At 64.7% G+C, this 11,139-nt stretch carries 13 protein-coding genes; 3 read left to right on the top strand and 10 right to left on the bottom strand.

The genetic code is table 11. The annotated features are described in order from the left end of the window. Both BGO62_RS06710 and rpoE read right to left on the bottom strand, forming a co-directional pair. Positions 1-466, bottom strand: a 466-nt coding sequence (locus tag BGO62_RS06710) for a sigma-E factor negative regulatory protein (RefSeq protein WP_296640508.1), incomplete at its 3' end; no start/stop codon positions are given. Between the two features lie 2 nt (positions 467-468). Further along, positions 469-1,065, bottom strand: coding sequence for an RNA polymerase sigma factor RpoE (gene rpoE, locus BGO62_RS06705; RefSeq protein ID WP_296640512.1), 597 nt, complete (start codon positions 1,063-1,065; stop codon positions 469-471). Between the two features lie 139 nt (positions 1,066-1,204). Between rpoE and nadB the strand changes: the two genes are divergently transcribed. Next, on the top strand, positions 1,205-2,830 hold the full coding sequence (gene nadB, locus BGO62_RS06700) for an L-aspartate oxidase (protein WP_296640506.1): 1,626 nt from the start codon (positions 1,205-1,207) through the stop codon (positions 2,828-2,830). On the opposite strand, the gene BGO62_RS06695 is transcribed toward nadB, so the two are convergent. Further along, positions 2,766-3,209, bottom strand: a complete 444-nt coding sequence (locus BGO62_RS06695) for a protein YgfX (protein WP_296640505.1) — start codon at positions 3,207-3,209, stop codon at positions 2,766-2,768. The genes nadB and BGO62_RS06695 overlap by 65 nt on opposite strands. 39 nt (positions 3,210-3,248) lie before the next feature. On the opposite strand from BGO62_RS06695, the gene BGO62_RS06690 reads away from it, so the two are divergent. Both BGO62_RS06690 and BGO62_RS06685 read left to right on the top strand, forming a co-directional pair. Continuing rightward, positions 3,249-4,274 carry a folate-binding protein gene (locus BGO62_RS06690; protein ID WP_296640504.1) on the top strand — a complete coding sequence of 342 codons (1,026 nt, stop codon included), beginning with the start codon at positions 3,249-3,251 and terminating at the stop codon, positions 4,272-4,274. Beyond that, positions 4,275-4,562, top strand: a complete 288-nt coding sequence (locus BGO62_RS06685) for a DUF4936 family protein (protein ID WP_296640502.1) — start codon at positions 4,275-4,277, stop codon at positions 4,560-4,562. A gap of 47 nt (positions 4,563-4,609) precedes the next feature. Here the strand turns inward: BGO62_RS06685 and alr are convergent, their stop codons facing one another. The 7 genes from alr to BGO62_RS06650 all read right to left on the bottom strand — a co-directional run bounded on the left by alr (position 4,610) and on the right by BGO62_RS06650 (position 11,021). Next, positions 4,610-5,677, bottom strand: a complete 1,068-nt coding sequence (gene alr, locus BGO62_RS06680; protein WP_296640500.1) for an alanine racemase — start codon at positions 5,675-5,677, stop codon at positions 4,610-4,612. A 6-nt stretch (positions 5,678-5,683) separates the two neighbouring features. Further along, the gene (gene dnaB, locus BGO62_RS06675) at positions 5,684-7,075 is read right to left on the bottom strand and encodes a replicative DNA helicase (protein WP_296640497.1); all 1,392 of its coding nucleotides are present in this window, start codon (positions 7,073-7,075) and stop codon (positions 5,684-5,686) included. 135 nt (positions 7,076-7,210) lie between these two features. Beyond that, positions 7,211-7,660: a 50S ribosomal protein L9 gene (gene rplI, locus BGO62_RS06670; RefSeq protein WP_296640495.1), complete on the bottom strand. Its 450-nt coding sequence runs from the start codon at positions 7,658-7,660 to the stop codon at positions 7,211-7,213. Between the two features lie 10 nt (positions 7,661-7,670). Further along, positions 7,671-7,958 (bottom strand): 30S ribosomal protein S18, encoded by a 288-nt coding sequence (rpsR, locus tag BGO62_RS06665; RefSeq protein WP_363923946.1) that lies wholly within the window; start codon positions 7,956-7,958, stop codon positions 7,671-7,673. 3 nt (positions 7,959-7,961) lie between these two features. Next, positions 7,962-8,252: a primosomal replication protein N gene (gene priB / locus BGO62_RS06660; RefSeq protein WP_296640492.1), complete on the bottom strand. Its 291-nt coding sequence runs from the start codon at positions 8,250-8,252 to the stop codon at positions 7,962-7,964. 4 nt (positions 8,253-8,256) lie between these two features. Further along, entirely contained in the window at positions 8,257-8,640 is a 384-nt protein-coding gene (gene rpsF, locus BGO62_RS06655) for a 30S ribosomal protein S6 (protein WP_296640490.1), read from the bottom strand. 137 nt (positions 8,641-8,777) lie between these two features. Continuing rightward, complete coding sequence (locus tag BGO62_RS06650; protein ID WP_296640487.1) at positions 8,778-11,021, bottom strand: arginine/lysine/ornithine decarboxylase; 2,244 nt, start codon at positions 11,019-11,021, stop codon at positions 8,778-8,780. Between the last annotated feature and the right edge of the window lie 118 nt (positions 11,022-11,139).

Here is an 11,139-nt window from a genome sequence, read left to right as displayed (position 1 = left end):
GATAGGGGGCCAGACGGGCATCGTCGCGCGCCGCAACCGGCGCCTGCGCAGCTTGCTGGAAGGCCGGCGCAGGCGCCGCCGCCATCGGTGCAGTGGCCGGCGCCTGCGGCATCAATCCGGTCAGCGAAATTGCGCCCCATACGGCAAGCGAGGCAAACGACGCCACCGCCACCCGTTGCGGCCACACGCTGCGGCGCGGCGCGAGCACGGTCGGTTCGGCCGCCAGTTGCGTTGAGAAGCGCGCCATGAAGTCGTCCTGGAGCGGCGTCGCGCCGCGCATCAGGTCGCCTATCAAATGGTATTCGGACCAGGTTTTCCGCAAGGCGTCGTCGCGTTTCAAAGCCGCGATGCAGGCCTCGGTTTCAGTGCGCGCCGCCTCGCCGTCGAGCGTAGCGGACAATATCAGCGGCATACCGCCGGTCTGCTCGGCCTGGGAGGGGATGTCTGGTTTGCGAAGTGCTGACATGGTTACCACCTTTTATCCTGACTGGTGCCCAGCATCGGGCGTATTTTTTCGGCAATGGCCTCGCGCGCCCGGAAAATCCGTGAGCGCACCGTGCCGATCGGGCATTCCATCATCTGCGCGATGTCCTCGTAGCTCATGCCTTCGATTTCGCGCAGCGTGATGGCTGTCCGCAATTCCTCGGGCAGCGCATCGACCGCCTCGTTGACTGCTTTGGCGATCTGTTTGGTCTGGAGTTCCGCGTCCGGCGTCGCGATGTCGCGCAACAGATCGCCATCTTCGTAGTTCTCCGCATCTTCGGCCAGCACATCGCTCGACACCGGCTGGCGTTTGTGCGCCACCAGATAGTTCTTGGCGGTGTTCACGGCGATGCGATACAGCCAGGTGTAAAAGGCGCTCTCGCCGCGAAAGCCCGGCAACGCGCGGTAGGCCTTGATAAAGGCCTCCTGCGTAATGTCTTCCACCTCGGCCGCATCGCGCACCATGCGCGACAACAGCCGCCCGAGCTTGCGGTGATACTTAATCACCAATAGCTCGAAAGCGCGCTTGTCGCCCTGCTGGGCGCGTTCGACCAGCACCTGATCCAGTTCGCGGTCCGACATATCTCCCTGCTGCTTTTTGTTTATGGTGAAAGTATACGTGACCGCATCTTCCAGCGTGTGTGAGCCGGCCACGGCAAAAAAGTTCACCCCAGACAGGGTTATTCGGGCGAGGCCAGGCCTGTTATCATCCGGCGACACCATGCACCAATACGACGTCCTCATCCTCGGCAGCGGCCTCGCCGCGCTGACCACCGCGCTCAAGCTGGCCGACCGGCGCCGCGTCGCCATTGTCACCAAGCGCCAGATGACCGACGGCGCCAGCGACTGGGCGCAGGGCGGCATTGCCGCCGCGGTCGACAGCGGCGACTCGATCGAGGCGCATGTGCACGACACCTTGGTTGCCGGCGCCGGCTTGTGCGACGAAGCGGTCACCCGCATGGTGGCAAGCCACGCAAGCGAAATGATCGCCTGGCTGACTGCCAACGGCGTCGCCTTCACCGCCGACCCGCAGGCCGCCGGCGGCCTGCACCTGGCGCGCGAAGGCGGCCATTCCAAGCGCCGCGTGGTGCACGCGGCCGATGCCACCGGGCATGCAGTGCAGACCAGCCTGCTCGACCGCGTGCGCGCGCACCCCAACATCGACACCTTCGAGCAGCATGTCGCCATCGACCTCATCACCGGCAAGCGCGCCGGCGGGGAGGAGCGGCAGATCCACGGCGCGTATGCGCTCAACAAGGGCAGCGGCGAGGTCGAGACCTTCGCCGCCGGCCACACCGTGCTGGCCACCGGCGGCGCCGGCAAGGTCTATCTCTATACTACCAACCCGGACACCGCGACCGGCGACGGCATCGCGATGGCCTGGCGCGCGGGCTGCCGCGTCGCCAACCTCGAATTCGTGCAGTTCCACCCCACCTGCCTGTATCACCCGCACGCCAAGTCCTTCCTCATCAGCGAGGCGGTGCGCGGCGAAGGCGGCCATCTGCTGCTGCCCGACGGCAGCCGCTTCATGCAATACCACGACGAACGCGCCGAACTCGCCCCGCGCGACGTGGTGGCGCGCGCGATCGACTTCGAAATGAAAAAGCGCGGCATCGACTGCGTCTACCTCGACATCAGCCACAAGCCGGCCGATTTCGTGCGCGAACATTTCCCCACGATCCACCGCCGCTGCCTCGAACTCGGCATCGACATCACGCGCCAGCCGATCCCGGTGGTGCCCGCCGCGCATTACACCTGCGGCGGCGTCGTCACCGACATGGACGCGCGCACCGACCTGTGCAACCTGCATGCGGTGGGCGAAGTCACCTTCACCGGACTGCACGGCGCCAACCGGCTGGCATCGAATTCGCTGCTCGAATGCCTGGTGTTCGGCCACGCCGCCGCCGCCGACATTCTGGCCACCCCGCCCGCCCCGTCGCTCGACCTGCCGCCATGGGACGCATCGCGCGTCACCGATCCGGACGAGGAAGTGGTGATCTCGCACAACTGGGACGAGTTGCGCCGCTTCATGTGGGACTACGTCGGCATCGTGCGCACCAACAAGCGGCTCACGCGGGCGGCGCACCGCATCCGCCTGCTGCGCGCCGAAATCGACGAGTTCTACCGCAATTTCCGCGTCAGCAACGACCTCATCGAGCTGCGCAACCTGGTGCAAAGTGCCGATCTCATCGTCCGCTGCGCGCAACTGCGGCAGGAAAGCCGCGGCCTGCACTACAGCCGCGACTACCCCGAGACGTTGCCGGTCGCCGGCAATACCGTGCTCAACCCGCGTCCGGGGACGATGTGCCCGAGCGTATGCGGCGTGTCCAGCGAAGCGCTACCCTGAGCCGGCGCAAATCGTCGGCGTCCGCGCTGTCGGACAGCAAGGCCAGGCTGCGCACACGCTTGTCCGCAACGCGATAACGCAGCACGATCAGCGCAGGCGAAACCAGGCTGTCGCCCAGCACCTCGACGTCGCGCCATTCACCCGCATCATCCAGGCATTGCAGCCCGCCGTCCGCCGCCACGCGCAATGCATCCGTACGACGCGCCTGCCGCCAGCCCCGCACACCCAGGCCGATCACGGCCATGCCGAGCGCCAGCTGGACCGCTGCCGGCACGGCTGCGAGATGGATGGCGGCCAACGCGAGCATCGTCATGCCCAGCAGCAACAGCCCCAGCCGGCGTGAGGGTTTGAGCTCAATCTCGCGCATCAGCGTGTACACTTTTGGGCTTCATCGCATCCCCTTTGAATGGAACGTATCGTGATCGATTCCTGGAAAAACTTTCTGCAATCCCAAGGCGCGGCAATCGAAGACGGCACCGTGCTGCACTATGGCGATGCCGCCGCCGAACGTTCCGCCACGGACGGCACCATTGTGGCGGATTTATCGCAGCTCGGCGTGATCGCGTTCCGCGGCGACGACACCACCGCGTTTTTGCAGGGTCAGCTTACCAACGACGTGCGCGCCCTTCATGCCGACGGCGCGCAGTGGAACGGCTATTGCAGTCCCAAGGGGCGCCTGCTCGGCAATTTCCTGATGTGGCGGCAGGGCGAGGATTACTGCCTGCAGCTGTCCGGCGACATCGCAGCCGGCGTACTGAAGCGCTTATCCATGTTCATCATGCGCGCCAAGGTGCAGGCGCGCGACGCCAGCGATGAAAGCGTGCGGCTGGTGGTGGCCGGCAAGCAGGCGCAGGCAGCCGTGGCTGCAGCGATGGGCGCCGTCCCCGAGGCCGCGATGCATACCTGCGCCGGCGCCGCCGGACAGGTGATCCGCCTTGGCGACGATAAATTTGTCCTGTCGCTTGCGCCCGAGCGCGCCGTTGCCGTGTGGCAAATTCTGTGCGAATCAGCCACCCCGGTCGGTGCGCCGGTGTGGGACTGGTTGCGGCTCAACGCGGGCATTCCGATGATCGTCGCCGCCACCCAGGAGCAGTTCGTGCCGCAGATGGTCAATCTCGAAGTCATCGGCGGCGTGAGCTTTCAGAAAGGCTGCTATCCGGGCCAGGAAATCGTCGCCCGCAGCCAGTACCTGGGCAAACTCAAGCGCCGCATGTTCCTCGCGCATGTCGATGCCGAAGCCGCCCCCGGCGACAGCCTGTACAGCGCCGACCTCGCGGGCCAGGTCACCGGCACCGTGGTCAACGCCGCCCCGGCACCGGCCGGCGGTTTCGATGTGTTGGCGGTGGCGCAGGTCGAAAGCGCGAACACGCAGACCCTGCACCTGAAAGCGGCCGACGGCGCCGCGCTGACCTTGAAGCCCCTGCCCTACGCGCTGCCCGCATAGGTGAGCAGCGCCTACGTTTATTACCGCATCGACCCCGCGCAGGCCGACCTCGCCGCTGCGCGGATCGACGCATTGCTGGACGCGATGGCTGCGCATTGCCGCCATCCGCCGCGGCGGATGAGGCGCTGTGACGATCCAGAAACGTGGATGGAGGTTTACGAGGGGATTGCCGACTTCGCGGCGTTTGCCGCGGCCTTGCATGCAGCAGCCCTGCCACTCGACTGCGCAGCGTTCACCCGGGGCGAACGCCATCTGGAATGTTTTTCCGCACCCGACCCGGCGCCATAAAAAATGCCGGGCGAACCCGGCTTTTTCGTTCACACCGCGCTGCGCCTTTAATCCACCTCCAGCACCGGCACCCGCGCGGCCAGCGCGCACAGCAGTTCATAGCTGCTGGTGCCGGCGGCGGCGGCCACCGCCTCCACCGGCAGCCCCTCCCCCCACAGCACCACCGGACTGCCGACCCCGGCGTCGGCGTGCTCACTCAAATCCACGCACAGCATGTCCATCGACACCCGGCCGAGCGTTCGGCTCATGCGGCCGTTGACCAGCACCGGGGTGCCCGTCAGCGCATGGCGCGGATAGCCGTCGGCGTAGCCGCAGGCCACCACGCCCACCCGCATCGAGCGCTCCGCGCGGAACAGCTGGCTGTAGCCCACCCCTTCGCCCGCCTGCAGGGTCTGCACGCTGATGATTTCCGACTGCAGGGTCATCGCCGGCCGCAGGCCCAGTTGCCCGGCTGACGCATCGGCAAAAGGCGAAGCGCCATACAGCATCAGCCCCGGCCTGGCCCATGCGCCCAGGGTTTCCGGATAACGCAGCAGCGCCGCCGAGTTGGCGCTGCTCCACGGCAGGCCGTGGCCGGCGACCCCGCGCAGAAAGGGTTGCAACTGCCAGTCCACGCCTGCCGCCTCGTCCGCCTGGGCAAAGTGGGTCATCAGCGTGACGCCGGCCACGCCGGGCAAACTCCGCGCCCGCGCGACGACGGCAGCATGCTCGGCGAGAGGAAACCCCAGCCGGTGCATGCCGCTGTCGAACTTGAGAAAGACCTGGATCGGGCGGGCGGGGGGGTGCCGCCGCAACCAGTCGAGCTGCCCGGCATGGTGCAGCACCGGCCACAGGTCCAGCTCGGCGCAGGAGGCGATTTCGTCGGCGCCGAATATCCCCTCGAGCAGCAGGATAGGCTGCTCCACGCCCATCTGCCGCAGATTGGCGGCTTCTTCCAGCGTCAGCACCGCAAAGCCGTCGGCCGCCGCCAGCCCGCGGCGCGCGCGCGACAACCCGTGGCCGTAAGCGTTGGCCTTGACCACGGCAAACAGGCGCGCCGCCACCGCGCAACTACGCGCCACGCGCAGATTGTGCGCGAGCGCGCCAATCGAAATCCGTGCCAGGATGGGGCGCATCAGGGCTTAGTAGGCGCCCGGCTGCGCCAGCGACTCGAAACGCGTGTATTCGCCGATGAAGGCCAGTCTTACCGTGCCGATAGGGCCGTTACGCTGCTTGCTGATGATGATTTCGGCGGTGCCCTTGTCCTGCGTGTCGGGGTTGTAGACCTCGTCGCGGTAGATGAACAGGATGACGTCGGCGTCCTGCTCGATGGCGCCCGATTCGCGCAAATCGGACATCACCGGGCGCTTGTTGGGGCGCTGTTCCAGCCCGCGGTTCAACTGCGACAGCGCAATCACCGGCACCTGCAATTCCTTTGCCAGCCCCTTCAGCGCACGCGAGATTTCGGAGATTTCGGTGGCGCGGTTTTCGCCTCCACCGCTGCCTGCCATCAGCTGCAAATAGTCGATCACGATGAGGCCGAGCTTGCCGCACTGGCGCATCAGCCGGCGCGCCCGCGCGCGCAGTTCCAGCACGTTGAGCCCCGGCGATTCGTCGATGAAGACCGGCGCGTCGTTGAGCTTGCCGAGCGCATAGGTGAGACGCTGCCAGTCGTCTTCGCCGAGCTTGCCGGTGCGCAGCCGGTGCTGGTCGAGCTTGCCGACCGAACCAATCATCCGCATCACCAGCTGCGCCCCGCCCATTTCCATCGAGAACACCGCCACCGGCAAGCCGGTGTCGAGCGCGACGTTTTCGGCGATATTGATCGAGAACGCGGTCTTGCCCATGGATGGCCGGCCGGCGACGATGACCAGGTCGCCCGGCTGCAGGCCCGAGGTTTTCTGGTCGAGATCGTGGAAGCCGGTAGGCACGCCGGTGACGCCGGAATCGTTGTCGCGGTGGTACAGCTCGTCGATGCGCTCGACCACCTCCTTCAAGAGCGGCTTGATCTCGGTGAAGCCCGCCTGTCCGCGGCTGCCCGACTCGGCAATCTCGAACACCTTGGCCTCGGCCTCGTCGAGCAACTGCGAGGCGCTGCGCCCGGCCGGTGCGTAGGCGGTATCGGCAATGCCGGTCGCCACTTCGGCGAGGCGGCGCATCACCGAACGCTCGCGCACGATTTCGGCATAGCGGCGGATGTTGGCGGCCGACGGCGTATTGCTCGCCAGCGCGACGATGTAGGCAAGCCCGCCGACGCTTTCGAGCTGGCCGAGCGATTGCAGCGACTCGGAAACCGTCACTGCGTCGGCCGGACGGTTTTCGGCTATCTGCCGCACGATCGCGCGCAGGATCTGGCGATGATCCTGGCGGTAGAAATCGCTTTCCGCGACCACGTCGCCGATGCGGTCCCACGCGCCATTGTCCAGCAGCAGGCCGCCCAGGACCGCCTGCTCGGCTTCGAGCGAATGCGGCGGCAGGCGCATCTGCGCCAACTGGGGATCGGGACTTGCAGTCAGCGAGTGGATAGCGGCCATGGCAGGATTCTAGACTCCGGCCTTACCCCCACCAAGGGATAAGACTGTGGATAAAGCGTGGACATCCGGGAATACCCTGGGGGCACCAATAAAAAAGGGAGCCGCCAGGCTCCCTTTTTGGGTTTCCGCCGGAAATTACTGTTCGCCGGCCACCACTACCGTGATGTTGGCGATGACGTCATGGTGCAGTCCCAGCACCACCGGATATTCGCCGATGGCCTTGAACGGGCCTTCGGGCAAACGGACTTCCGCCTTCGCCACATCATGGCCCTGCGCCTTCAGCGCATCGGCGATGTCTGCGTTGGTCACGGAGCCGAACAGGCGGCCGTCGACACCGGCTTTATGGCTGACCGTCACGCGGGCACCTTCCAGCTTTTCGCCGCGGCGCTGGGCATCGGCCAGCTTTTCGGCGGCGACGCGTTCCAGTTCGGCCTTCTGCGCGGCAAACGCTTCCATGTTGGCCTGCGTGGCGCGGCGTGCGCGGCCGGTGGGGATCAGAAAGTTGCGGGCGAAACCGTCTTTCACTTTGACCACGTCACCCAGATTGCCCAGGTTGACGACTTTGTCCATCAGAATCACTTGCATGGCCGTCTCCTCAATGCAGGTCGGTGTAAGGCATCAGCGCCAGGAAGCGCGCGCGCTTGATCGCAGTGCCCAGTTGACGCTGGTAGTGCGCCTTGGTGCCGGTGATGCGGGCCGGGATGATGCGACCGTTTTCGGCGATGAATTCCTTCAGCACGTCGACGTCCTTGTAATCGACTTCCACCACTTTCTCGGCGGTGAAGCGGCAGAACTTGCGGCGCTTGAAGAGACCGCGGTTGCCGCTGTCGCGGCGCTTGTTGGCGAACTTGCCGCCGGATTTTCCACCCATGGGACGGGCCATGATTTATTCCTTTTCGATTCGATTCAATATCAAGATCAGTTGTCGGCTTTTCACGCTGCGCCGGTTCAGCGCGCCTTCCAGCTTGACCTGCGTTCCGGTGGTCAGCTGAGCCAACTGAGCGGCAAGCGATCCGCTCGCCTGCACCGTCAACTCGCATTCCACCTGCCTGGTCTGGGTTGCTATCGACTGACTGCTGCGGTGAAGAATCACCGCCTCCGCAATCGGCACGCCCGCCGGGCTGTATCGCACCGGGTCAACCTGGATGAGGGCTCCGCTGATGGCCAGCCGATTCACTCGCTCAGGCTGCGGCGGGCTGCTCGGCTGCTGCTTCCGGCTTGGCGCTGTCCAGCATGTCGCGCGATTTCTCTTCCTTCATCATCGGCGAGGCCGTGGTCACGGCAGCGTCGCGCTTGATGGTCAGATGGCGCAGCACGGCGTCGTTGAACTTGAAGCCGTGTTCGAGTTCTTCCAGGGTTTCCTGGTCGCACTCGATGTTCATCAGCACGTAATGGGCCTTGTGGACTTTCTGGATCGGATAGGCCATCTGGCGGCGGCCCCAGTCTTCCAGGCGGTGGACGCTGCCGCCGCGCGTGGTGATGTTGCCCTTGTAGCGTTCGATCATGGCGGGCACCTGCTCGCTCTGATCGGGATGGACGATAAATACGATTTCGTAATGCCGCATCGAGTTTCCTTTCGGTTCAGCCCCCCGCTGCGGTGCGGTGGAGCAAGGTTAAAACAGCAAAAAACAATCCCCGGCAAACCGGGGACTGCGAATCATACGCTTTTTGCCTGGCAAATCAAGCCGCTCGGGCCATCCGGTCAGATCACGCAGTCGACGTAATAGCGCGCCTTGCCGTCGACGACGTCGCTGACCAGGCCGTGCACGTCGGTTTCGAAGCCGGGGAATTTCTCGTTGAATTCGCGGGTGAACTGCAAGTAGCGCACGATGGTGGCGTTGAAGCGCTCGCCCGGGATCAGCAGGGGAATTCCCGGCGGATACGGCGTCACCAGCATGGCGGTAATGCGGCCTTCGAGCCGGTCGATCTCGACGCGCTCGATCTCGCGGTGCGCCATTCTGGCAAACGCGTCAGCCGGTCGCATCGCCGGCGCCATCTCCGACAGATACATCTCGGTGGTCAGCCGCGCCACGTCGTTGGCCTTGTAGATGGTGTGGATCTGGTCGCACAGATCCTTCAGCCCGGTCTTTTCATAACGCGGATGTTTCTCCACGAACTCCGGCAGCACGCGCCACAGCGGCTGGTTCTCGTCGTAGTCCGACTTGAACTGCTGCAAGGCGGTCACCAGCGTGTTCCAGCGGCCCTTGGTGATGCCGATGGTGAACATGATGAAGAAGGAATACAGCCCGGTCTTCTCGACGATGACGCCGTGCTCGGCCAGGTATTTGGTGACGATCGCCGCCGGAATGCCCCAGTCGGCAAAGGCGCCGTCCATGTCCAGTCCCGGCGTGATGAGGGTGGCCTTGATCGGATCGAGCATGTTGAAGCCCGGTGCGATCTTGCCGAATTCGTGCCAGCGGTCGTTCGCCGTCAGCATCCAGTCTTCGCGTTCGCCGATGCCCTCGTCGGCAAGCTTTTCCGGCCCCCACACGGTAAACCACCACGAATCGCCGAACTCCTCGTCGACCTTGCGCATGGCGCGACGGAAATCGAGCGCCTCCTTGATCGACTCCTCGACCAGCGCGGTGCCGCCGGGCGGCTCCATCATCGCCGCCGCCACATCGCACGAGGCGATGATCGCATACTGCGGACTGGTCGACATGTGCATCAGATAGGCTTCGTTGAAACGGTGAAAATCGAGTTTCCGCGTTTCGGCGTCCTGCACCAGAATCTGCGAGGCCTGGCTCAAGCCGGCCAGGAGCTTGTGCGTGGACTGGGTGGCAAACACCAGCGCATCCTTGGCGCGCGGGCGATCCTTGCCGATTGCGTGCATGCCGCGATAGAAATCGTGGAAGGTCGCGTGCGGCAGCCAGGCTTCGTCGAAGTGCAGCGTGTCGATGGTGTCGCCGAGCAATTCCTTGATCATGTCGACGTTGTACAGAATGCCGTCGTAGGTCGACTGGGTGATGGTGAGAATGCGCGGCCCGCCCTTCGCGTCCTTGGCAAACGGGTGCGCCGCGATCTTCTTGGCGATGTTTTCGGGACGGAACTCATCCATCGGAATCGGCCCGATGATGCCGTAATGGTTGCGCGTCGGCGTCAGGAAAATGGGGATCGCGCCGCACATGATGATGGCGTGCAGGATGGACTTGTGGCAGTTGCGGTCGACCACCACGATGTCGCCCGCAGCGACGTTGGCATGCCACACCATCTTGTTGGACGACGAGGTGCCGTTAGTGACGAAGAACAGGTGGTCGCAGTTGAAAATCCGCGCGGCGTTGCGCTCGGATGCTGCAACCGGGCCGGTATGGTCGAGCAGCTGCCCCAGTTCGTCTACCGCATTGCAGACGTCGGCGCGCAGCAGGTTCTCGCCGAAGAACTGGTGGAACATCTGGCCGATCGGCGACTTCAGGAAGGCCACGCCGCCCGAGTGGCCGGGACAGTGCCAGGAGTACGAGCCATCCGCCGCGTAATGGGTCAGCGCGCGGAAAAACGGCGGCACCAGCGAGTCGAGATAGGCCCGCGCTTCGCGCAGGATATAGCGCGCAAGGAACTCCGGCGTGTCTTCCAGCATGTGGATGAAGCCATTGAGCTCACGCAAAATGTCGTTCGGGATATGGCGCGCAGTGCGGGTTTCGCCGTGCAGGAAAATCGGGATCTCGGCGTTGCGGAAACGCACTTCCTCGACAAACGCGCGCAGTTTTTGCAGCGCCGTCTGCGCATCCTCGGCTGTGCCCGCGAGTTCTTCGTCGTCGATCGACAGCACGAATGCCGAGGCGCGCGCCTGCTGCTGGGCGAACGAAGTCAGATCGCCGTAGTTGGTGACGCCCAGCACCTCCATGCCTTCCTTCTCGATCGCCTCGGCGAGCGCACGGATACCGAGCCCCGAAGCATTTTCGGAACGGAAGTCTTCATCAATGATGACAACGGGAAAACGGAAGCGCATGGCCTGCTCCAGAGGGAAGCCGTTGGAATGGGCGGATTAAAAAACGCGGATTATACGAATCCCCGGCGCCCCGGGGATTAAATTTTCGGCAGGGTCACGCCGACCTGGCCCTGGTATT

Origin of the sequence: Thiobacillus sp. 65-1402, from assembly GCF_001897685.1 — a bacterium.
GTDB lineage: Bacteria > Pseudomonadota > Gammaproteobacteria > Burkholderiales > Thiobacillaceae > Thiobacillus.
This window is presented reverse-complemented; position numbering and strand designations above follow the sequence as displayed.

What these genes read in the sequence shown, in the direction of transcription:
- rpsF (WP_296640490.1), bottom strand. Translation starts at nt 8,640, where the DNA reads ATGCGGCATTACGAAATCGTATTTATCGTCCATCCCGATCAGAGCGAG.
- nadB (WP_296640506.1), top strand. Translation starts at nt 1,205, where the DNA reads ATGCACCAATACGACGTCCTCATCCTCGGCAGCGGCCTCGCCGCGCTG.
- rplI (WP_296640495.1), bottom strand. Translation starts at nt 7,660, where the DNA reads ATGCAAGTGATTCTGATGGACAAAGTCGTCAACCTGGGCAATCTGGGT.
- BGO62_RS06650 (WP_296640487.1), bottom strand. Translation starts at nt 11,021, where the DNA reads ATGCGCTTCCGTTTTCCCGTTGTCATCATTGATGAAGACTTCCGTTCC.
- dnaB (WP_296640497.1), bottom strand. Translation starts at nt 7,075, where the DNA reads ATGGCCGCTATCCACTCGCTGACTGCAAGTCCCGATCCCCAGTTGGCG.
- rpoE (WP_296640512.1), bottom strand. Translation starts at nt 1,065, where the DNA reads ATGTCGGACCGCGAACTGGATCAGGTGCTGGTCGAACGCGCCCAGCAG.
- rpsR (WP_363923946.1), bottom strand. Translation starts at nt 7,958, where the DNA reads ATGGCCCGTCCCATGGGTGGAAAATCCGGCGGCAAGTTCGCCAACAAG.
- alr (WP_296640500.1), bottom strand. Translation starts at nt 5,677, where the DNA reads ATGCGCCCCATCCTGGCACGGATTTCGATTGGCGCGCTCGCGCACAAT.